Here is a 22,218-nt window from a genome sequence, read left to right on the forward strand (position 1 = left end):
GGCGGAGATCGCCAACCACTGACGCCGCGACGAGGGGGAGACGCTGATGACGGGCGCCGGGCTGGAAGACGTGCAGCTCGCTTGGGTCAACGAGAGCTCCTGGGCGGCGATCGGCCGAAGGCCGCAGGGGTAAAATCCCGGAGGCCGCAGAGATGGAGGCCGCAGAGATAAGGTCCCGGAGGTCACAGGGGTAAGATCAAAGACGTGAAAGAGTCAGCCCTTCATTGCTGACGGCCGGGGGCTTGGGTTAAGAAGCCCCGGTTCCGCGCCGCCGGTCATTCGCGCGGTCACGCGTTGTGGGCCAAGCGTTGGGGGGTTGCCATTTCCGAGTTCTCGCCGGCCTTCGTCCAGGCCTACAACACCGGTGCGGCGCTGTTCCAAGCCGGCCGTTTCGGCGAGGCGGCCACTGTCTACCGCCGCCTGATCGACGAAAGCCCGGACATCGCGACGCCGCATGCCGCCACCCTGCATGGCGCCCTGGGCCTGTGCCTGCGCGCCGCCGGCCGGCCGGACGAGGCGATGGACCCGCTGAAACAGGCTTTGCGGCTGAAGCCCAACCATCTGGACGCGCTGAACGCGCTGGGCGGCATCCTGCTCGACCGCCGCCACATCGAGCATGCGCTGATCGCCTTCCGCGAACTGGTGAAGCTGAAGCCCGACTATCCGGGGGCGCTGCTGACGCTGGGCAACCTGTTCATGTTCGCCGGCGATGGCGAGCGGGCGCGCGCCGTCTACCGGCTGGCGCTGGTCGTCGAGCCGGACGTTGCCGTCAACCACAACAATTTTGGTGCAGTCAGCCTCAGCCTCGGCCATCTGGCGGAGGCGGCGCGGCAGTACCGCCACGCGCTCGCCATCGATGTCGGCAAGCCGGAATACCGCAAGAATCTCGGCACCTGCCTGCTGATGGCCGGCGACTATGCCAACGGCACCGTCGCCTATGAGGGCCGGCTGGAACAGCCGGTCTGGCGCAAGCGCAACATGCCGGGCGTCCTGTGGCAGGGCCAGCCGCTGGCGGGCCGGACGCTGCTGGTCCATTTCGAGCAGGGGCTAGGCGATTCCTTCCAGTACATCCGCTATGCCGGCGTGCTGAAGCGGATGGGCGCGCGGGTGCTCTACGAATGTCAGCCGGCGCTGAAGCGCGTGCTGTCGACCGCTCCCGACCTGGACGGGCTGTTCGCCTTCGGCGAGCCGCTGCCGGCCTATGATTATTACATCTCGCTGATGAGCCTGATGCACCGGCTGGGCACCACGCCGGACAACGTCCCCGGCGGCGTGCCCTATCTGCGCGCCGAGCCGGAGCTGGCGGCCCGCTGGGCGGAGCGGCTGGACCGGCTGGAGGGCGGCAGCCGCCCGGCCTTGCGCATCGGCATCAACTGGCACGGCAACGAGACCGGCAAGTCGATCCCGCTGGAGTGTTTCGAGGCGATGGGGAAGCTGCCCGACGTCCGGCTCTACAGCCTGCAGAAGGTGTCGGGCCTGGACCATCTGGAGCGGCTGCGCGACCGCGTGGCGGTGACGGAGCTGGGGGCGGATTTCGACGCCGGGCCGGACGCCTTCCTCGACACCGCGGCGGTGATGGCCAACATGGACCTGATCGTCACCTGCGACACCTCGGTCTGCCATCTGGCCGGCGCCATGGGGCGTCCGACCTGGGTGGTGCTGAAGTGGTTCGCCGACTGGCGCTGGATGCGCGACCGGCTCGACAGCCCCTGGTATCCGACCATGCGCCTGTTCCGTCAGGCGAAGTCCAACGACTGGGCCGAGGTGATGGTCCGGGTGACGGCAGAGGTGGCGGAGACCGCCGCCCGATACAGCGCCGGAGGGATGCCGCGATGACTCTGAACGAAGCGATGCGTCTGGCGCTGGAGCATTTCCGCGCCGGCCGGATGGCGGAGGCCGAGGCCCTATGCCGGGCCATCCTGCAGGCCGCCCCCGGCATGGGGGAGGTCGCCCAACTGTTGGGCGTGGCGGTGATGATGCAGAACCGTCCGCAGGAGGCGGAGGCAATCCTGCGCCAGTCGATCGCCATGCGGCCGGATCTGGCCGACAGCCACGGCAATCTCGGCACCGTGCTGCAGTCGCTGGGCCGCATGGGCGAGGCGTTGGCGGCGCACGACCGCTGCGTCCAGCTGTCGCCCACCACGCCGGAAGCCTATGTCAACCGCGGTTCCGCCCGGCTGACGCCGGGCGACCGCAACGGGGCGGCGACCGACTTCGCCCGCGCGCTGCGGCTGCGGCCCGTCGATGCGCTCGCCGCTGCCAACCTCGGCGTCGCCCTGCGCGAGGCCCATCGGGTGGCGGAGGCGGACCGCGCGTTGCGCCGGGCGCTGGTCGCCGATCCCGGACATGCCGAGGCGATGCTAGGCTATGCCCACACGCTGCGGGAACTGGGTCGGCTCGCCGAGGCGAAGACCGCCTACACCCGCGCGGTGACGCTCGCCCCGGCCAAGACCGAGGCGCTGTGCTACCACCTCTATCTCATGCAGACGCTCTGCGACTGGACGGACTATGAGCGGCTCTGCGCGCGGGTGACGGAGATCATCGACCGGGACGGCGGGGTCGTCATCCCGCTGGCCGCCCTGTCGATCGAGACCAGTCCGGCCCAGCAGGACCGCTCCGCCCGCCTGTTCTTCGACCGGATGGTCAAGCGCGCCGCGGCGCCGCCGCTGCAGGCGCGCTCCCCCTCGCCATCCGGGCGGCTTCGCATCGCCTATGTCTCCGCCGACTTCCACGAGCACGCCACCGCCTATCTGGCGGCCGAGCTGTTCGAGCTGCACGACCGCGACCGCTTCGAGGTGCTGGCCTATTCCTACGGCCCCGACGACGGCAGCGCGATGCGCCAGCGGCTGGTGAAGGCTTTCGACCGCTTCCGCGACATCCGCAGCGTGCCGCTGGATGCCGTCGCCCGCTGCATGGCCGACGACGGGGTCGACATCATGATCGACCTGAAGGGCTACACGAAGCAGACCCGGCTCGACCTGCTGTCGCGCCGGCTGGCGCCGATCGAGGTCACTTACCTGGGCTATCCCGGCACCATCGGCTGTCCGCACATGGACTATGTGATCGGCGACCGCTTCGTCACCCCGCCGGAGCATCAGCCCTTCTATGCGGAGCGGCTGGCGATCCTGCCCGACGCCTACCAGATCAACGACCGCCGCCGCCCGCTGCCCGACCACGTGCCGTCCCGCAGCCAGTGCGGCCTGCCGGAGGACGGCGTCGTCTTCGCCGCCTTCAACACCGCTTACAAGATCACCCCCCCCATGTTCGCGGTGTGGATGCGCATCCTGAAGCGCGTCCCGGGGTCGGTGCTGTGGCTGTTCGAGGCCAACCCACTGGCCGCCGCCAACCTGACGGCATCGGCCCAGGCCCAGGGCGTCGACCCGACCCGGCTGGTCTTCGCCCCGCCCCGCCCGCTGGCCGAGCACATCGCCCGCTACCGCGTCGCTGATCTCGCGCTCGACACCTTGCCCTACACCGGCCACACCACCACCAGCGACGCGCTGTGGGCGGGCTGTCCGGTGGTGACCTGCCTGGGCGGCACCTTCGCCTCGCGGGTGGCGGCCAGCCTGCTGAACGCCGCTGGCCTGCCCGACACCATCGCCCGCTCGCTGGCCGACTATGAGGAGATGGCGGTTGTGCTCGCCGGCGATCCCGGACGACGCGCGGCCTTGCGCAAACGGCTGGAGGAGGGGCGGATGACGGTGCCGCTGTTCGACAGCCACCGCTTCACCCGCAACCTGGAGCACGCCTATCAGGTCATGTGGTCGCTGCACAAGGCCGGCAAGCCGCCCCAGGGCTTCATGCTGACGGCGGGCTGACGGCATACTGGGAAGAGGGATGTTCTTTTCCCTCATCCCTTCAAACAGAAGGGCATACTTGAATATGCACTTCCCTCTCTCACAAATTTCATCACTGTAACATAGAGCGAAATCTCTAACCCGATTGCCGAGGTCTTTGATACCATACCTCCCAAGAATATTCCTTTGTTGGTATGGCTAATCAAATGCCAAGTGATACTTCGAGGCCTAATCTTTTTCCCGCCACTCCCCTGTCCGTTATTGTTTGCAGGGCAAGCCTTTCTTTGACCACTCCAGGCTTCCGCCGTCCCTTCTGCGGCATGCCCGCCCTGCCGGGAGGGAAGCGATGAACGCGATCAGCCCGCTCAAGGCGACAGCCGAGGCAGGCGCCACCTACCAGGGCCGGCTGGAGTTCGTGACCACCGGCAAAATTTATGGCTGGCTGCACAACCAGAGCAACCCTGCCGCGGAATGTCTGGTCGATCTCTATGTCGACGGCCGTTTCCTCGGCACCCATGCCTGCAACGAGCATCACAAGGCCCTGGGCGGACTGCCGGGACGCAACGGCTTTGTTGCCTTCAACATTCCCCTACCCGCCGGTCTTCTGTCGATCGATGGCTGCTGCGTGGACATCAAAATCCATGGCACCAGGGTGTCGATCCCGGGGGCGCCCGTCGTCACCAGCCTCCACCGGGCGGTGATGGACACGGCCCTGTCCGGCATGACGCCGGAGCGCCAAGCCTTGTGCGTCAGCGCGCTATCCGAAACGACGAACCAGACCAAGCGCGGCCGGGAGCGGATAGAGGATGCGCGGCTGCTCCGCCCCGCCGTTGGCTTTGAGGGAGCCGAGCTGACCGTCAGCACCTTCCTGGCCCACCAACTGCACCGGCTGGGAGAATCGCGCACTTTCCATCTGCGCAGCGCGGGCGACCTGGCGCGCTTTCTGATGCGCTGCGCCGACCGTTTCAATCTTGCCGACCATGTTTGGTGTCCGCTGCCGGCCGATGTGACGGCCTACCTGACCTCAGGCGAAGAGGATGCCGCCGGCCGCTTCCGCTCGCGCCTGTTGTCGGCCTACCAGGCGCAGACAGGCGAGGCGGCCGACAGCGGGGTGGATGCGCTGTGCCAGCTGACCCACTGGATGTTCGGCAAGGCCCGCCTGCCCAAGGAGGCACTGGCCTCCCGGCATGTGGAGGCGTTGAATGCACCGGCAGGGATCGACTCTCATGGGCTGATCTCGCGCTTTTATGCCGGCATGCACGCCCGTGACCCCGATCTGGCCGCAGCGTTCGACCTGCGCGACGAGCGGGCGTTGCTGCCGGTGCTGCTGGCGATCTCGCTGTGGCTGGTGCGCTGGAACCTGGATGATCTGCTCCTGCCCCCGGAGGTGAGCGCGCTCCTGGACGCGCCGATCCATCATGACGGACAGGTCATGACCGTAAGCGGAGCGTGATCGCACCGGATCAGGCGTTGACGGCGGGCTTCCAGTTCCAGGGGAGCAGATCGGCGAGGCGTGCGGCGGGGTAGCCGTTCACCATGCGCTCCAGGACGTCGCGCAGGTAGGCGAACGGCTCGACAGCGTTGAGCTTGCAGGTCTCAACCAGCGAGGCGATCACCGCCCAGCGATGGCCGCCGCCCTCCGAGCCGGCGAAGAGGCTATTCTTCCGGCCGAGGGCTACCGGTCTGATGCAGCGCTCCACTGTGTTGGTATCCATCTCCACCCGGCCGTCGCCCAGGTAGACGCACAGCGCCTTCCAGCGGCCGAGCGCATAGCGGATCGCCTCGGCCAGCTTGGAGCGGCCCGGCAGGCGGGGAAGTTCGTGCTCCAGCCACGCCTTCAGCTCCGCCACTTGGGAAGCGGCCTCGGCTTGCCGAAGCTGCCGGCGTTCATCGGCCGTGCGGCCGCGGATGCGCTCTTCGATCGCGTAGAGCCGGGCGATGCGGCGCAGCGCCTCGGCGGCGATCGGCGAGCCGTTTTCGGCCAGGTCGTAGAAGCGTCGGCGCGCATGGCTCCAGCAGGCCGCCAGCACGACCCTATTGCCGGCAGCCAGCCGTTCGAACCCGGCGTAACCGTCCACCTGCAGCACCCCGCAGAACTCCCGCAGGTGGGCGGCTGGGCGTTCGCCTTTGCGATCGCTGGTGTAAGCGTAAATCACCGCCGGCGGGTCCAGCCCCTGCCAGGGCCGATCATCGCGAGCATAGGCCCACAGCCGTCCTGTCTTCACCCGGCCAGTTCCCGGCGCCAGCGTCGGCATCGGCGTGTCGTCGGCGAACAGCTTGGCCGAGGCGAACAGGGCCTTGGCCAGCTCCTCATGCAGCGCCTCCAGCCACCAACACGCCTGTCCCGCCCAGCCCGCCAGAACCGAGCGGTCGACGGGGAAGCCGTTGCGGGCCAGGATCTGCGCCTGGCGGTAGAAGGGCAGATGATCGCAGTAGCGGCTGGTGATGACGTGCGCCAGCATCGCCGGCGTCGCCATGCCCTTGGCGATCGGCTTCTCCGGGGCCGGCGCCTGATGCAGCGTGCCGCAGCCGCGGCAGGCGTACTTGGGCCGGCGGATGCGCAGCACCCGCACCTGGGCCGGCACGTAGTCGATCATCCGGGCCACCGTCTCGCCGGCCTCATGCAACGCCCCGCCGCAGCAGGGGCAAACCCCGGCGCCGGACTCCAGCCCAGGCGGCTCGAGCGTGAGATCGTGATGCGGCAGATCATCGGGCAAGTCGCGGCCACGGCTGGGTGGTTCCGCAGGGGCCGACGGTTCCAGTTCAGGGGATGCGAGTTTGGCCTCGACCCGGGCGATGTCCGCCTCCAGCTCCTCCAACCCGAGATCGAGCTGATCGGGATCGAGCCGTTCGGAGCGCCGCCCGAAGACGGTGCGCTGCATCTGCCGGAGTTGCTGACGCAGAGCCTCCAGCTCCGCCAGATCGGCTTTCTGGCGCTCCACGACCTCGGCCAAATCGCGCACCATCTGCTGCAGCAGGGCCGGATCAGCGGGCAGGTTGTCGAGGTCGAAGCGCATGGCCGATTGTACCTCGGATCACGGCCCCAAGCCAGCCAAGCCCGCGGTTTTCCTCATCTTTTCTCCCATTCATCCCGCTACGGCCGGCCTGGATGCCGACACGGTGTGACGCCATTCCAGTCCCTCCAGAAGCAGGGACAGTTCCGCCGGCGTCAGTACCACCGTGCCGCCCGGAGTGCGGGTGGTTGGCCAAACGAAACGGCCGCGCTCCAGCCTCTTGGCGAACAGGCACAGGCCGTTCTGATCGGCGTAGAGAATTTTCACGCGTCCAGCCCCTTTCCCTCGGAAGATGTAGAGGTGGCCGCAGAACGGGTCCTTGCCGAGGGCCTGCTGCACCAGCAGGGCGAGTCCGTCGAAGCCCCGGCGCATGTCGCAGGGCTCCAGCGCCAGGTAAATGCGCACACCGGCCGGGATCGACAGCATCATGGCCGCTCCAGCACGCTGATCACCCGGCGCAGTGCTTCGGCATCGACATCCCGCCCAACCCGCAGCCGCCGTCCGCCGGCCAACTCGATCTCGATCATGCTGGCACCGCATGGAGTTGGCGGCGTGAGGGGAAGAGCCGACGTGGTGTCCGCCACCTCCACCGGCGCGAAGATGGGCGTCGGCTCGGCCGGAGTGAGCATCTGGCGGCGCCAGCGGAACAGCAGGCTGGGATCGACCCCGCGCCGCCGGGCGACCAGCGACACGCTCACGCCCGGCTCGCAGGTTTCCGCCACCAGCTGCTCCTTCTCTGCCTGTGACCAATACCGCCGGCGGGGTGCCGCCTCGACGATCTCCATCACCAAGGGAGCGCTCGCCGTCATAGGGACAGCACCAGGACTATCCCTATGACAGCGAGCGCTCACCTCCTCCACAGCGGCAAAGCGGTGCGACCACCGGCCCAGAGCCCAGCGTCCAATTCCATGGGCTTCAGCGTAGGCTTTCTGCGTCAGCCCGCTGCCCTTCCAGGCATCAACATGATTGCGCCAATAGCTCTCCAGATCCTGACCCGACATCCTCTTACCCCGCTGAGCTGCGACCAGCGGAATATTTCATGAACCACGATCACGTCGGATGTGTCGTCACACAACGCTTACACCGGTTCTGCCTGTTCAACTCCGATCCGACGCAGTGTCGCGGACCGGAAGCCCGTTGAAGTCGGCATGCGTCTGCAAGTTGCGGGTCAGGTTAGGGCTGTAGAAGGGGTCAATGAAGCCGGTCGAGCTGGCGCCGGCGCGATGTCAGCATCTCCGCGGAAAGCTGGACCTGTAGCGGACTGCCGGTGACATGCCGGGCCGTGTTGGAAAAGCGGACGGCAATCCGGTGCGGACGGCCGTCGAAAAGCGAGGCCGGCAGCGGAAACTGGAAGCCGTGACAGCCATCATCCGGAAGGAACTGGGCCAAGTCTGGCCTCGGCTGATTGCAGGGCACCGTGGCCACATGCGTATCATCGACTTCGACATCGAGAAGGGAGGAGCGGCCGGGCGCATGCTCGTCGAATGCCCAGCCGTGCAGCGCTCCATGCTCGGACGTTTCGACCAGGCCATGCAGGTGCGGCGGGAAGAAAATCTCGTCCCCATCGCGGGCCAGGACCGATCCGTCCTTCCCGACAAGGCCCCGGATCAGGTGCGGGCGACCGTCCAGCACCTCGTTGGGAAGCTTGACCGCAAAGGCATGATGCCCGGAGCCGACCCCCGCTGCGGCGAGTTCCGTGTCGAAAAGATCGGCACGGAATTCGCCAAGCCCCCCCCCCTCATAGGTGAGGGCGAGACGGACGGGGGCGTTCGGCAGATCGGGATCGAAGGCCTACCCCTTGGCAACCCAACCAATTCCGTGGAGCCGCTCGATGGCCTTGAGTTTCCCCTGAACTGCCAAAATTCCCCCACATACCCTGAACGGTTCCGGGTCAGGCCGTCGCCACCAGCTTCGGGTTCTTCTTCCACTCCTCCATGATCACCTGCGCCTTGTGGCGATCCTCGCTGGTCAGCTGAGTGCCGAGCTCATGCGCCTTGGCCTCCAGCCCGTCGCGCTCGGAGCCGGGCTGGGTGCCGGCGGCGGCCATGATATACCAGACATAGGCCTGGACCGGGTTGTAGGCCTTGCCGGACTGGTCGGCATAGAGCGTGCCGAGATTGCTCATGGCGCCGGTGTGGCCTTGGGCGGCCGCCTTGCGCAGCCAGTCCACCCCTTCCACCAGTTCCGGCCGCCCGCCCCAGCCATGGATCAGCATCAGCCCCAGATTGACCTGGGCGCCGACATTGCCCTGCATCGCCGCCTTGCGGTACCAGACGGCCGCTTCGGCATAATCGGGGGCGCCGACCAGCCCGTTGGAATGGATCAGGCCCAAATTGAACTGGGCGTTGACGTTGCCCTGCTCGGCCGACAAACGGCACCATTTCAGGGTTTCGCGGTAGTCCTGGGGCACGCCATGGCCGCGGGCATAGAGCAGGCCGAGATTGACCTGGGCCACCGGATGGCCCTGTTCGGCCGCCTGGCGGTAGAAGGCCGCCGCCCGGACCGGGTCGGCCTCCACCCCGGTGCCGTGCTCGTGGATGATGGCAAGCGCCAGTTGGGAATTGACGAAGCCCTGTTCGGCGGCACGGCCATACCAGGCGATCGCCTGGTCCATGTCGCGCTCCACCCCCTGGCCGTTGGCATAGAGCGAGGCAAGGGCATGCTGGGCCACGGCATAGCCCTGCTCGGCCGAACGCCGGTACCAATCGGCAGCGGCGGCATGGTCCTGCGCCACCCCCTGACCGAAGGCATGCAGCAGGCCGATGTGGTGCTGGGCCTCGGCATGGCCGGCTTCCGCCGCCAGCCGGTACCAGTGCAGCGCCTGGGTGATGTCGGGCGTGATGCCCAGCCCATTGGGAAAGAGCAGCGCCAGATTGGCCTCCGCCGCCGCCGGGTTGGCTTTGGCCACCATCTTGTACCAGCGCACCGGTAGCGCGTTGTCCTGGGCTGCCCCTTCGCCGTTGGCGTAGCACAGGGCCAGCGAGAACTGTGCCTCCCGGTGCCCCTGTTCTGCCGCCTTGCGGAACCAGTGGGCGGCATCGCCGAAGTCGCGCACCACCCCCAGCCCGCGGGCATAGAGCTGGCCCAGACGGTATTGCGCCTCGGCCTCGCCGCGCTCGGCCAGCGGCAGCCAGTCGGCCACCGCCCCGGCATAATTCTCCGCCTCGAAAGCGGCCAGGCCGCGCTGGAAATCGGGTTTGCGGGACTGGGTGGATTTGTTTCGCTTCAGCAATTTGCCGAACACAATCAGGGCTCCCGCAGGCTTTCGTCGACCCCGCGCAGGATGGGGCGGAGGAAATAGGTGATGATCCGGCGTTCGCCGACCTTGATGTCGGCCGTCACCGGCATGCCGGGGATCAGGCGGAAGGTGGAGGGCACATTGTCCAGCATGGTGGTCAACAGCCTGATCCGCGCCCGGTAGAAGAGGGCCCCGGAGGCGTCGTTCTTGTTGGAGAAGGAATCCTCGCTGATCGTCGCCACCTCGCCCTCCAGCGAGCCGTGCTGGAGATAGGGATAGGCGTCGAGCTTGACGCGCACCTTGTCGCCGACCTGGACGAAGGCGAGGTCGCGGGCGTCGATCTTGGCCTCCACCTCCATGGTGGAGCCGACCGGCACCAGGGTGAAGAGCGGCTCGGCCTCCTTGGCGACGGAACCGCTTGCCGCGTTGGGCGAGACCTCCAGCACGATGGCGTCGGTGGGCGCGTCGAGCTGGACCAGGGACTGGCGCTTGCGCGCCTTGGTCAGCTGCTCGCGCAGGGCCTCGCGCTCGTTGCGCTGGGTGGTCAGCTCCTCGATGATCTTGCCGTTCCATTGCTGGACGAAGACATCGCGCTCGGCCAAGAGCGCCTGGAGATCGTGGCGGTTGCCCTGCAGCTCGTTCTGGTTCAAGACCAGGTTGCGCTCGATGTCGATGCGGTCGCTGGTGGCCTGCAGCAGGTTCAGCTTGCTGCCGACTTGCGTCGCCAGCAGCGAGGAGCGCATGTTCTCGATCTCGCGCACCACCTTCAGCCGTTCGTTCAGATGGACGCGGTCCATCTCGTACTTGGTGACGTTGGACTGCAGCCGCGCCAGCTTCTCCTCGTAGCTTTCCATCTGCGACTTGTATTGCGCCTGGCGCTCGCGCCACAGCGCCTGCTGCAGCGTGCCATAGCCGTAACGGTCCGTGGCCTGCATATAGGGCTTGCCGTCATGCTCGGCCTCCAGCCGGGCGATCTGCGCGTCGGCGCTGGCGAGACGGGATTCCAGTTGCAGGACGTCGGCCTGGGTGAAGGTCGGATCCAGCGTCGCCAGCACGTCGCCTTTGCGCACCACGTCACCCGGATGGACCATCACCTTCTTGATCACCGCCATTTCCAGCGGCTGGACCATGATGTTGGATTCCACCGAGATGATCTTGCCCTCCGAGGCGACGATCTTGTCCAGATAGGCCAAGGACGCCCAGGTGATCGCCCCGATGACGAACAGAGCCAGCAGATGCAGCGTGATGCGCGCCAGGAACGGATCGGGGGCGTTCTGGATCGCTTCCGTGTCCTTCTGGAAAGCGCCGACCGCCGCCTTTCCGCGGGCCTTGCTCCGCTTGTCCAGCGGCTGTGCCGGCCGCTGCGGCACCACGTCGTTGGCGGGAACGCGGGTCGTCTCGATTTTCGCAAGCTTCTGTGCGGTCAAGGGACGCGCTCCTAGATGTGCCGGTTCTGCTGGTGCCAGAGATGCTGGTAGATGGCGCAACGCTCCAGCAATTCATCGTGCCGGCCGCTGTCCACCACCTTGCCGCGGTCCATCACCAGGATGCTGTCCGACGGCACCAGCGACGACAGCCGGTGCGAGATGATGATCACGGTGCGGCCGCGGGCGATGTTCATCAGGTTGGCCTGGACGATCGCCTCACTCTCGGCGTCGAGCGCCGAGGTCGCCTCGTCCATGATCAGGATCTTCGGGTTGGTCAGCAGCGCGCGCGCAATGGCCAGGCGCTGGCGCTGACCGCCCGACAGGTTGGCCGAGCCTTCCTCCAGCATGGTCTCCAGGCCCTTGGGCAGCCGCTCGACGAACTCGTCGGCGCCGGCCAGCTGGATGACCTTCAGGATCTCCTCAGTCGTCGCCCCCGGCTTGGCGGCGGAGACGTTCTCGCGGATGGTGCCGGTGAACAGGAAATTGTCCTGCAGCACGACGCCGATCGACGCGCGCAGATGGTCGAGGTCGTATTCGCGCAAGTCGCGGCCGTCGATGCGGATCAGCCCCTCCTGCGCCCGGTGCAGACCCTGCAAAAGCCGGGTCAGCGTGGTCTTGCCCGAACCGGAGCGGCCCATCACGCCGAGGATGGTGCCCTCCGACGCGGTGAAGGACACGCCGTCGAGCGCCGGCGGGGCCGTGGGGGCGTAGCGGAAGCGGACCTCCTGGAACTCCACCGTGCCGCGCACCGGCGTGCGCAGGCCGCGGCCGGTGCGCCCCTCTTCCGGCGGGTGGTTCATGATCGAGCCCAGCATCTGCATCGAGATCGACACCTCCTGGAACTGCTGCACCAGCTGGGCCATCTGCAGGAGCGGCTGGGTGACGCGGCCGGCCAGGATATAAAAAGCGATCAAGGCCCCCATCATCAGCTCGCCGTTCAGCGCCAGATAGGTGCCCAGGCCCAAGAGGCAGGCCATCATCAGCTGGTTGAGCGGCATGGCGATCGTCTGGCCGATGATCATGATGCGGCCGACGTCGAAACGCTGTTCGGCGGCGCGGGCGACGCGGTGGTCCCACTCCTGCTTCTGGCGGGCATCGAGTGCCAGCGACTTCACCGTCCGCATGCCATGGATGTTTTCGATCAGGAACGACTGCTGGCGGACCTCGGCCTGATAGAGATCCTTCAGCCGGCCTTTGATCAGCGGGATCATGACGCCGATGTTGAGCGCCATCAGCAGCGCGAAAGCCAGGACCAGGACGGTCAGCGGCACGCTGTACATGAACATGATCGGCAGGAAGATGACCAGCGAGACGGTGTCGAGCAGCGTCATGAAGAGCTGGCCAGTGAGGAAGTTGCGGATGCGCTCGGCCTGCTGGACGTTCTTGACGATCTCGCCCGACGACACCCGCTCGAAATAATGCATCGGCAGGCCGATGAGCTTGTTGAAGACCTGGACGTTCATCTTCGCGTCGATCTTCTTCGTCGCGTAGAGCATCAGGTACTGGCGCAGATAGGAGAAGGCGGTCTCGAACAGGATGACACCGACCATGCCGATCATCAGGACGCCGAGCGTGCCCAGGCTGCGGTGGACCAGCACACGGTCGATCACCAGCTGGAAGAAGATCGGCACGGCGAGCGCGAACAGGCTCATCAGGATGGCGGCGATGCCGATGTCGCGGAAAATGCGGCGGTGCCGCAGGATTTCCACCACGAACCACTTCAGGCCGAAAGGCTGCTCGGTGTCGGTCAGGCCGTAGTCGCGCTTCAGCAGCACCACCTCGCCGGCCCAGGCCTGGCTCAGCCGGATGCGGTCGACCGGCAGGATCAGCTCCTGGCCGGCCAGCGGATCCTGCAGGATGGCGACGTCGGTGTCGCCCTGCTTGCCGAAGCCGAGCACCACCATCGAGTTGCCGTTGCGCAGGCGCAGGATGGCGGGGAAGGCATCGTGGAGCTTGCCCAGATCCTCCCAGTCGAGCGTCGTCGCCTCGGCCTTCAGACCGATCGACTTGGCCACCCGCAGCAGGCGCGCGGTGTCCAGCTCCTCGTTCCCGATGACGTTGCTGTGCTGAAGCCGCTCGGCCGAGACGTCAAGGCCGCGCTGGCGCGCGACGGCAGCCAGGGAATGCAGCCCGGTGTGGGCGCAGGGGACTTCCGCAGCGAGGGTCATGGGAACCGCCGTGAAAAATGTGAAACGCGTCGCGAAAGCAAGGTCTTCATACCGTTCGGTCACCCGGTCTCGATCGACCATGCGCTCCTTAAAGATCCGGGGGCGCGACGAAACGCGTAGAGTCCGCCACTTGCGGATGATGAATGACCACGCGATTCCGCTGGAATAGCAGAAGAGGCCCAACAGCGGCAAGCCATCTGTCCCAGGGAGCATCCGCCATCCATCATATGTCCCCGGTCTATGTGTCTGTTTCGGCACATCGCGGCGCAGGCCCGGCGCCGGACGAGAAGCCGCTTGCGAACACTGTACGGTCATTGCTATCGACCGACGGAACGGTTCTTTGCCGACAGAGACTTAACACCAGGCGGTCAGCCCGATGAAAAAGCCTTCACGCAAGCAGGCCAAGGCCAGGCGTCCGGCCTCTCCAGCCCTCTCCCCGCGCGGCACGGCGCCGGCGGCAGCGGACGCCGGCTTCGCCCGTGCGCTGACCCTGCACCGGGAAGGGCGGACGGCCGAGGCCGAGGCCGGCTACCGCGCCGTGCTGGCCGCCGACCCGGACCACCCCAACGCCAACAACAACCTCGCCATCATCCTGCGCGCCCGCGGCGACTGGGAAGAGGCGCTCAGCTGCTACCGCCGGGCGCTTGCCCGCAACGCCGCCGATCCGTTCGTCCACAGCAACCACGGCTGCCTGCTGCTGGACATGGGCCGGCCCGCGGAGGCGGAAGAGGCGCTGCGCACCGCCGTCCGGCTGAAGCCCGATTATGCCGAGGCCCATTTCAACCTCGCCAACATCCTGCGCACCCTTGGCGACCGCGAGGCTGCCCGCGCCGCCTACGGCGAGGCGCTGCGCCTGAAGCCGGACATGGCGGCAGCGCTGTGCAATCTGGGCGACCTGCACAAGGGGGCGGTGGAACTGGCCCGCGCCGTGGAGTGCTTCGTCGCCGCGCTGAAGGCCGATCCAAAATCGGCCGAGGCCTGGAACAATCTGGGCGAGACGCTGAAGGAGATGGGCCGCATCGAAGAAGCGATCACCGTCTTCCAGAAGGGGCTGGAGGCGCACCCCACCCACGCCCTGATGCATTCCAACCTGCTGCTGGCCCTGCATTACACCCCCGCCGTCCCACCCGAGACCCTCTTCAAGGCCCATGCGGTGTGGGCGCAGCGCCATGCCGATCCGCTGCTGCCCGCCGGCAAGCGCCACGCCAACCCGCGCGATCCCGAACGCCGCCTGCGCGTCGGCTATGTCTCGCCGGATTTCTGCGCCCATTCGGTGGCCTTCTTCGCCGAGCCGCTGATCCGCGAGCATGACCGCAAGCGGTTCGAGGTGGTCTGCTACCACGCGGCCGCACGCTCCGACATGGTCACTGAACGGCTGAAGGGGCTGGCCGACGGCTGGCGGTCGCTGGTCGGACTGGATGATGCCCACGCCGCCGCGCTGATCGAGCAGGACGGCATCGACATCCTGGTCGATCTGACCGGCCACACCGCCAACAATCGGTTGACCCTGTTCGCCCGCAAACCGGCGCCGGTGCAGGTGAGCTGGCTGGGCTATCCCGACACCACCGGCATGCGCGCCATCGACTGGCGCTTCAGCGACGCCATTGCCGAGCCGCCGGGCGAGGCCGACCGGCTGAGCACCGAGCGCATCGTCCGGCTGCCCAACGGCTTCCACAGCTACCGCCCGCCGGTGGACGTCGCCCCGCCGGCCGAGCCGCCGTTCCGCGCCAACGGCCATGTCACCTTTGGCTCCTTCAACAACACCTCCAAGGTGACGGGCGAGGTGGTGCGGGTCTGGTCGGAGATCCTGAAGCGGGTGCCGAACTCGCGCCTGATCGTCAAGAGCGCCCAGATGGGCGACGAGGAGACGCGCCGGCGCTATCTGAACACCTTCGTCCAGTTCGGCGTCGATGCCGGCCGTATCGAACTGCTGGCCCGCATCGATGCCGCCGACGGGCATCTGCGTGCCTACGATCGCATCGACATCGGGCTCGACCCCTTCCCCTACAACGGCACCACCACCACTTGCGAGGCCTTGTGGATGGGCGTGCCGGTGGTGACGGTGACTGGCGCCAACCATGTTGCCCGCGTCGGCGCCAGCCTGCTGACCCATTGCGGCTTGAGCGAGCTGGTGGCCCCCGACGAGGCGGGCTACATCGCCACCGCGGTGGCGCTCGCCGGTGCCCCGGAGCGCTTGGGCCGCCTGCGCCGGACCATGCGCGACCGGCTGAACGCCGCGCCGCTGACCGACTACAAGGGCTTCGCCCGCGGGGTCGAGGCGGCCTACCGCGCCATGTGGCAGGACTGGGTGACCCGCAGCGCACGGGACTGACGGGGATCCGGTACAGGGGAGCGGGAACCGGGCTCACAGCAATGGCTTTTGATCCTGACCTGTCAGGATCAAAAGCTTCGGCGGCATGTGCCGCCGCCGCGCCAATCGGCGGGGATACCAGCGGTCATGATCAATGACCGCTGGTATCAGAGCCCCCGCAGGGCGCCACGGTCGATGGTTTCCAGGAACCAGCGGTAGGTGGCGGCGAAGCCGTCGCGCAAGGCGGTGGGAGCGGTCCAGCCCATCTCCGTCATCCGGCTGACGTCCATCAGCTTGCGCGGGCTGCCGTCCGGCTTGGAGGTGTCGTAGCGGAATTCGCCGTCATAGCCGACGACGTCGCGGATCAACTCGGCCAGTTCGCGGATCGACACCTCGATGCCGGTGCCGACATTGACGTGCGGCTCGTCCGAATAGTGCTGGGCCAGGAAGACCAGACCGTCGGCCAGATCGTCGGCGAACAGGAACTCGCGCTTGGGCGCGCCCGTCCCCCACAGCTCGACGACGGGCTGGCCTTCGACCTTGGCGCGGTGGATCTTGGCCAGCAATGCCGCGGCGACATGGCCCCCCTGCAGGTCGAAATTGTCGTTCAGGCCGTAGAGGTTGGTCGGCATCGCCGAGATGAAGTCGCAGCCATACTGGCGCCGGTAGGCCTGGCACAGCTTGATGCCGGCGATCTTGGCGACGGCGTACCACTCGTTGGTCGGCTCCAGCGGGCCGGTCAGCAGGGAATCCTCGCGCATCGGCTGCTCGGCCAGCCGGGGATAGATGCAGGACGAGCCTAAGAAGACCAGCTTCTTCGCACCCGTCCGGTAGGCGCCGTGGATGATGTTGGTCTCGATCGCCAGGTTGTCGTAGAGGAACTCGGCCGGGCGGGTGGAGTTGGCGAGGATGCCGCCGACGGTGGCGGCGGCGACGAAGACCAGATCCGGCTTGGCCTCGGCCATCCAGTCCTCGACCTCCGCCTGACGGCGCAAATCGACGCGGTCGCGGCCGACGGTGATCAGCTCGCACGGCTCACGCTCCAGCCGGCGGACGATGGCCGCTCCCGCCATGCCGCGATGCCCGGCCACCCAGACCCGTTTGCCCTCCAGGGAGAAAAGCGATTCCGTCCGCACCCTTGCGCCCCATGCCGCTATGAAAAGCCGTGTGCTGTCGTAGCATCGGGCTGCTGGGGAATCCAGTCCGCTCCGCCCGACTTGACAAGCGCCGGCCCGGCGCGGGATCTTCCGGCCCCTTGGCGCCCGCTTGGACTGCCGGACTTGCGCCCAGAATTGGGGTTCCCATCATGATTCCGAACTTGGCTTTCACCTGGCAGCTCACGGAGGTCCACGGCTGGGGGCTGGTGGGTGTCCACACCGCCCTCTACCTCGCCGACCAGGGCCGGCCGCCGCTGCTGCTCGAAAAGCCGCTGATGAGCACCCTGCGCCCGGAGAACCGCGCCAAGCTGCAATCGCTGGAAGGCCCCTATCAGCAGCTCTCCGCCATGGCCGACAACGCCAAGGGCCACATGCTGCTGCTGAAGGAGTTCGACGTCCTGCACGCGCTGGGCAACGGCTTTGCCATCGGCCAAGCGTCCACACGCTTCCGCGGCCGGCGCAACATCGGCGTCATCGCCTATGAGGACACCCGCTTCACACCCGAGGTGATGGCCCGCGCCCGCCAGTACGACCGCATCGTCGTGCATTCCACCTACAACAGGCAGCTTCTGGAGATCTGGGGCTTCGACAATGTCGGCCTTGCCTTCCAGGGCATCGATCCAACCGAGATGGTGGAGGCTTGCCCAAGCGGCCAATTCGGCGACCGCTTCGTGATCTTCTCCGGCGGCAAGCTGGAGTTCCGCAAGGGGCAGGACATCGTGCTGGCCGCCTTCCGGCGCTTCCGTCAGCGCCATCCCGACGCCCTGCTGGTCACCGCTTGGCAGAACGGCTGGGCCAATGTCGCCATGACCATGGCCGACTCAGCCCTGGCGCCGAAGCCGCCGCGCATCCTGCCCACCGGCATGGCCGACGTGAAGGGCTGGGCCTTGGAGAACGGCGCCGACGAGGAGGGCTTCGTCGATCTGGGCTTCCTCGGCCGCCACCAGATCGCACACGTCCTGGCTGACTGCCATGCCGCCGTCTTCCCCAACCGCTGCGAAGGCGCGACCAACCTCGTCGCCATGGAGGCGATGGCCTGCGGCGTCCCGGTGGTGCTGTCCAACAACACCGGCCACCGCGACCTGCTGAAGAGCAAGACCCAGGGCGATGACCTGTGCCTGACGCTGGACCGGCAGGTTCCGGTCGCCGACCGCGACGGCAGCCGCTTCGGCTGGGGCGAGTCTTCGGTCGACGAGCTGGTGGAAGCGCTGGAACAGCTCTACACCGACCGTGCCGCCGCCAAGGCGCGCGCGGCCCGCGCCAAGGCCTTCATCCGCACCGAACGCAGCTGGAGCGCCTTCGCCGAGGCGTTCGTCGACACCCTGCAATGACCTCCCCTGACGATTGCCCCTCTGGAGCCGGAGCGGCGCCCGCTCCCGCAGAGTTTCGGCCCAATTCGCTGGCGCTGCTGACCGAGGCGCTACACGCGCTGCGGCACGGCGATTCTGCCCGTCTGCAGGCACTCTGCAGCACCCATCCGGACTCCGCCGACCTGCGTCATCTGGCCGCGCTGAGTGCGGCAGGACTGCCGGCTTGCGCCCCCGCCCACCAAGCCCTGGAACGCGCCTGGGAGCATCATGCCGCCGACCGGCTGTGCCTGGCCCGGCTCGCCTACCAGACCGCGCTCGCCATCGATCCCGCCGATCGCGAGGCGCTGAGCGGGTTCGGTATCTTGCGCATGCGCCTGGACGACATTCCCGGCAGCCTGACCGCGCTCACCCGGGCCGCCACCCTGCTGGACCCCACGCTGCTGGCCGCCGACCTTCACCGGGCCGATCGGGAACTCGGGATCCGCTTCGGCATCCTGGCCACCCGGGTCTTGTCCATGCTTGCCGGTTCGATCACGACGGCGGCCGACGTGGCGACGGTGCTGTCGCGCTTGGCGTGTCCCTTCCGCCATGCCGCCGGGCTTTATCGCGAGCTGGGCATGCTGGCCGCCCGCCGGGCGGTCGACCGGATGAAGGACGGCGCCCCCGTCCAGGCGATCACCTTGGGTCGCTTGGCGGTGATCCTGGATCCGGGACTTCCCGAGGCCTACTCCAACCTCGGCTATTCCAGCGAAATGGCCGGCCGCTACGCCCAGGCATACCGCCCCTACCTGTGCGGCGCCCTGGCCAACACCGATCCCAGCCGGCGGGCCTACGCCTATTTGATGCTGAAGCATCTCTGCTTCAGGCTCGGCCGGTGGGAGCGGTTCGCCGAGCTGCTGCCCCACAAGCGCAACTATGGGCCGCTGACCTGGTGGAACACCCTGCACCCGGCCCCCTTGTGGGATGGGACGCTCAAGCCCGGCACCAGCATCCTGATCTATGCGGAGTCCGGCTTCGGCGACGTCATCCAGTGCATCCGCTATGCCGATTATTTCCACGCCCACGGCATGGAGGTCCATGTCGCCTGCGACCGACGCCTGGTGTCGCTGTGCCGGCTGGTGCCGGGAGCGACCACGGTCCAGGCCCCACCCTGCCGGATCGGCCGGGTCGACTGGCGCGCTTGGTCCTTCGACCTGTTCTACATGATCGAGCGCGACCCGGCCCGCACCTTCAAGGCGGATGGCTATCTTGACCTGACCCGGGGACCCGAGGTGGGACCGGTGCTGGAGCGCCGACCGGGAGACCTGCTGGTCGGCATCAAATGGACGACCACCGATCCGGCCAAGGACCTGCCGCCCGACGCCTTCGCCAGGCTGCGCCTGCACCCCGGCATCCGATTCATCAGCCTGCAGCCGGAACCACCGCCGGCCGGCTCGGCGCTGGCGGTGGAACGTCCGCTTGATGGATTCTTCGACGATGCCGAGGAGTCTTTCCTGGTCACCGCCCGCGTGGTCGGACAACTCGACCTGGTCATCACCGCCGACAGCGTGATCGCCCATCTGGCCGGTGCGCTCGGCATCGAGACCTGGGTGGCGCTGAAGGCGGTGCCCGATTGGCGCTGGATGGTGGAGCGGGACGACAGCCCGCTCTACGACAGCCTGACCTTGTTCCGTCAGCCGCTGGGGGAAATCAGCTGGGACAGCGTGTTCGAGGCGCTGGAAGCGGCGATGCGCCGGCGCATCGCCGCGGGTGCGTGAGCTCCCCGCCCGGGGGGACTCTCAGTGCCCCACCCCGTCCAGAAGGCCGAGCAGGCGGCGGGACGCCGCCTCCCAGGTGAAGCCATCCGTCAGGTGACGGGAGGCATCGCGGCGCTCACCTTCGGGGTTGCCGATGACGCGGGCCAGGATGTCGGCCGCGGCCTCCTCGTCCGGGTGCCACCAGTCGAGCCCATGAAAGGGCGGATAATAGGCCTCGCTGTAGGGCATCAGCGCCGGACCGGTGCTGCAGGGGATCAGGTGGGCAACCCGCTCGTCCAGGTAGGTGGTGTAGGCGCTGTGGGCGGGCGCAATCAGCCCGGCCCCCAGGCAGCCCGCCCGGGTGATCGGCAAGTCCCAGCCCTCGCCGTGTGACAGGCTGAGATAATGGGTCGCCGTGGCATAGAATCCGGCCATCTGCCGCTCGTCGTAGCGGTCGGTGAACAGGGCGATGGGTGCCGCCTCCTCCAGCCGGCGGCCGACGGTGGCAGCGCAGCGCTCCAGCAGACGGTCGACCTGACGAGCCATCGCCGCCCCGCCCTTGCCCACCTTCACGATCAAGATGGCGTCGTCGTCGGCACGGGTGGCGCGCAGCCAGACCCGGAACAGCCCGTCCAGATTCTTGCGGGCAACGAAGTCGGAGATGTTGAGGACGCGCACCCGGTACTCCATCACCCTGCGGCCGCGCGGCCCCAGAGCCGCCAGAGGCTGAGCCGCCCGATCCAGCGGGTTGGCGGCAATTCCCGGCGGGCAGACACCGATGCGGTCTTCCGGATGGCCGGCGGCGATCCAGGCGAGCCGCGAGGATTCGGTCGGCACCACGACAAGATCGTGGGCCCGGCTGCGCTCGGCCCAGCCGGCGGGAATGCGCGGCCCCTCGAACATGGTGTAGTTGACGGTGGGCAGACCGGGAACCGGTTCGACCAAGAGCGGCGTGAGCACGTTCAACACCAAGCGGGGCCGCACCGGATTGGCGAGCCGGCCGGCGGCGGCGTCGAGAACCGGGTCGTCAAACGCAGGACGCCAGCCCTCCTCCCCCGTCAGCCCGACCAGCCGCAAGGTTCTCCCCCGCTCCATCAGGCTGCGCACGAAATGCTGGGCGAAGTCGCCGTAGCCGGACAGAACCGAAAAGGGCGCGCGCACCACCAGCCCGTCCGGCGTGCGGGGACGCCCGACATCCGCGGCGAGGTGGCGGTACAACCGGGCCCGGGCCAGCAGGGTGGCGGCATCGCCGTTCGCCACGGACTCTCCCAACGGCTGCAGTGCCTGTTCGGCCAGATCGGGACGGCCAAGCGCCAGCCAGCCAGTGGCCAGATGGACACGCGCATCGGCCAACGCAGGAGCGGTGGCCAGAACCTCCTCCAGATGCCGGACGGCGTCGGCCGGCATGCCGTCGGACAGCAGGGCGACCGCCAGCATCACCCGATGCGCCGGGTCTTCCGGCGCAAGCCGGGCGGCCCGGCCAAGATGGCGAACCGCGCCTTCGCGGTCGCCTTGGCCATGCAGCAGCCCTCCCAACCGGCTGTACACGTCGACCCGGCCGGGTTCCAGCACGGCTGCAGCGCGCAAATGTGCGGCGGCCTGGCCGCCGACGCCGGCGGCCTCCTGCACCACCGCCAGATTGATGCGGGCCTGCCCGAACAGCGGGTCGAGGCTCACCAGCCGAAGCAGCCTGTCCTGCGCCTCGCCATAGCGGCCAAGCTCGAACAGAACGACCCCGGCCAGATTGAGCGCGGCAGCATCGCCGGGTGCCTCGTGCAGCACCGCGTCGGCCAAGGCTAGCGCCTCCTCGCGGCGGCCAGCCCGATACTGCTCGATGGCACGCGCCGTGTCCTGTCCCATGGGTCCGACCATCGTGGAAAATCCATATCGGCCGCTGCGGGCCGGACCGGGCCGGCATAGCATGGCCTCTTTTGGCCGGTCAACCGGCGCCCCAGCCGCCTGTGGGCGGGCTTCGCCAGATGATGCTTGCCCTGGACTCCGGCGGCACGCTAGGTAGCCCCGCCCCCTGCCTCCCACGGCCGGCTCCTCCGCCTACGAGG

15 protein-coding genes and 1 pseudogene are annotated in these 22,218 nt (G+C 67.8%); 6 read left to right on the forward strand and 10 right to left on the reverse strand.

The features are described 5' to 3' along the window. Positions 1–294: 294 nt before the first annotated feature. The 3 genes from ACCD06_RS28345 to ACCD06_RS28355 all read left to right on the forward strand — a co-directional run bounded on the left by ACCD06_RS28345 (position 295) and on the right by ACCD06_RS28355 (position 5,250). Positions 295–1,836, forward strand: a complete 1,542-nt coding sequence (locus ACCD06_RS28345) for a tetratricopeptide repeat protein (RefSeq protein ID WP_413345218.1) — start codon at positions 295–297, stop codon at positions 1,834–1,836. Next, positions 1,833–3,818, forward strand: a complete 1,986-nt coding sequence (locus ACCD06_RS28350; RefSeq protein WP_413345220.1) for a tetratricopeptide repeat protein — start codon at positions 1,833–1,835, stop codon at positions 3,816–3,818. The genes ACCD06_RS28345 and ACCD06_RS28350 overlap by 4 nt, the downstream gene beginning before the upstream one ends. A gap of 325 nt (positions 3,819–4,143) precedes the next feature. After that, a complete protein-coding gene (locus ACCD06_RS28355; protein WP_413345222.1) occupies positions 4,144–5,250 on the forward strand; it encodes a hypothetical protein in 1,107 nt (368 codons plus the stop codon). 10 nt (positions 5,251–5,260) lie between these two features. Here ACCD06_RS28355 and ACCD06_RS28360 read toward each other — a convergent pair whose 3' ends face one another. The 8 genes and pseudogenes from ACCD06_RS28360 to ACCD06_RS28395 form a co-directional block, all read right to left on the reverse strand. Continuing rightward, positions 5,261–6,814: an IS66-like element ISAli15 family transposase gene (locus tag ACCD06_RS28360; protein ID WP_413338464.1), complete on the reverse strand. Its 1,554-nt coding sequence runs from the start codon at positions 6,812–6,814 to the stop codon at positions 5,261–5,263. Between the two features lie 69 nt (positions 6,815–6,883). Next, positions 6,884–7,240 (reverse strand): IS66 family insertion sequence element accessory protein TnpB, encoded by a 357-nt coding sequence (gene tnpB, locus ACCD06_RS28365; protein WP_149472612.1) that lies wholly within the window; start codon positions 7,238–7,240, stop codon positions 6,884–6,886. Further along, a complete protein-coding gene (gene tnpA / locus ACCD06_RS28370; RefSeq protein WP_149472613.1) occupies positions 7,237–7,620 on the reverse strand; it encodes an IS66-like element accessory protein TnpA in 384 nt (127 codons plus the stop codon). The genes tnpB and tnpA (ACCD06_RS28370) overlap by 4 nt, the downstream gene beginning before the upstream one ends. A gap of 45 nt (positions 7,621–7,665) precedes the next feature. Beyond that, a pseudogene (tnpA, locus tag ACCD06_RS28375) lies at positions 7,666–7,812 on the reverse strand (IS66 family insertion sequence element accessory protein TnpA); the annotation flags it as partial. A gap of 190 nt (positions 7,813–8,002) precedes the next feature. After that, the gene (locus ACCD06_RS28380; RefSeq protein WP_413345224.1) at positions 8,003–8,443 is read right to left on the reverse strand and encodes a hypothetical protein; all 441 of its coding nucleotides are present in this window, start codon (positions 8,441–8,443) and stop codon (positions 8,003–8,005) included. A gap of 259 nt (positions 8,444–8,702) precedes the next feature. Next, positions 8,703–10,055: a hypothetical protein gene (locus tag ACCD06_RS28385; protein ID WP_413345226.1), complete on the reverse strand. Its 1,353-nt coding sequence runs from the start codon at positions 10,053–10,055 to the stop codon at positions 8,703–8,705. 2 nt (positions 10,056–10,057) lie between these two features. Continuing rightward, entirely contained in the window at positions 10,058–11,476 is a 1,419-nt protein-coding gene (locus ACCD06_RS28390) for an HlyD family type I secretion periplasmic adaptor subunit (protein WP_413345228.1), read from the reverse strand. 11 nt (positions 11,477–11,487) lie between these two features. Beyond that, positions 11,488–13,644, reverse strand: coding sequence for a peptidase domain-containing ABC transporter (locus ACCD06_RS28395; protein ID WP_413345230.1), 2,157 nt, complete (start codon positions 13,642–13,644; stop codon positions 11,488–11,490). 376 nt (positions 13,645–14,020) lie between these two features. On the opposite strand from ACCD06_RS28395, the gene ACCD06_RS28400 reads away from it, so the two are divergent. Continuing rightward, the gene (locus ACCD06_RS28400) at positions 14,021–15,976 is read left to right on the forward strand and encodes a tetratricopeptide repeat protein (RefSeq protein WP_413345232.1); all 1,956 of its coding nucleotides are present in this window, start codon (positions 14,021–14,023) and stop codon (positions 15,974–15,976) included. Between the two features lie 146 nt (positions 15,977–16,122). Here ACCD06_RS28400 and fcl read toward each other — a convergent pair whose 3' ends face one another. Continuing rightward, entirely contained in the window at positions 16,123–17,091 is a 969-nt protein-coding gene (gene fcl / locus ACCD06_RS28405; protein WP_413345234.1) for a GDP-L-fucose synthase, read from the reverse strand. A gap of 182 nt (positions 17,092–17,273) precedes the next feature. On the opposite strand from fcl, the gene ACCD06_RS28410 reads away from it, so the two are divergent. Continuing rightward, positions 17,274–18,443 carry a glycosyltransferase family 4 protein gene (locus tag ACCD06_RS28410; RefSeq protein ID WP_413345236.1) on the forward strand — a complete coding sequence of 390 codons (1,170 nt, stop codon included), beginning with the start codon at positions 17,274–17,276 and terminating at the stop codon, positions 18,441–18,443. Continuing rightward, complete coding sequence (locus ACCD06_RS28415; RefSeq protein WP_413345238.1) at positions 18,440–20,179, forward strand: hypothetical protein; 1,740 nt, start codon at positions 18,440–18,442, stop codon at positions 20,177–20,179. Before ACCD06_RS28410 ends, ACCD06_RS28415 begins: the two co-directional genes overlap by 4 nt. Before the next feature lie 21 nt (positions 20,180–20,200). On the opposite strand, the gene ACCD06_RS28420 is transcribed toward ACCD06_RS28415, so the two are convergent. Next, the gene (locus tag ACCD06_RS28420; RefSeq protein ID WP_413345240.1) at positions 20,201–22,030 is read right to left on the reverse strand and encodes a tetratricopeptide repeat protein; all 1,830 of its coding nucleotides are present in this window, start codon (positions 22,028–22,030) and stop codon (positions 20,201–20,203) included. Positions 22,031–22,218 lie beyond the last annotated feature (188 nt).

Source organism: Azospirillum sp. CT11-132 (genome assembly GCF_047302835.1).
GTDB lineage: Bacteria > Pseudomonadota > Alphaproteobacteria > Azospirillales > Azospirillaceae > Azospirillum.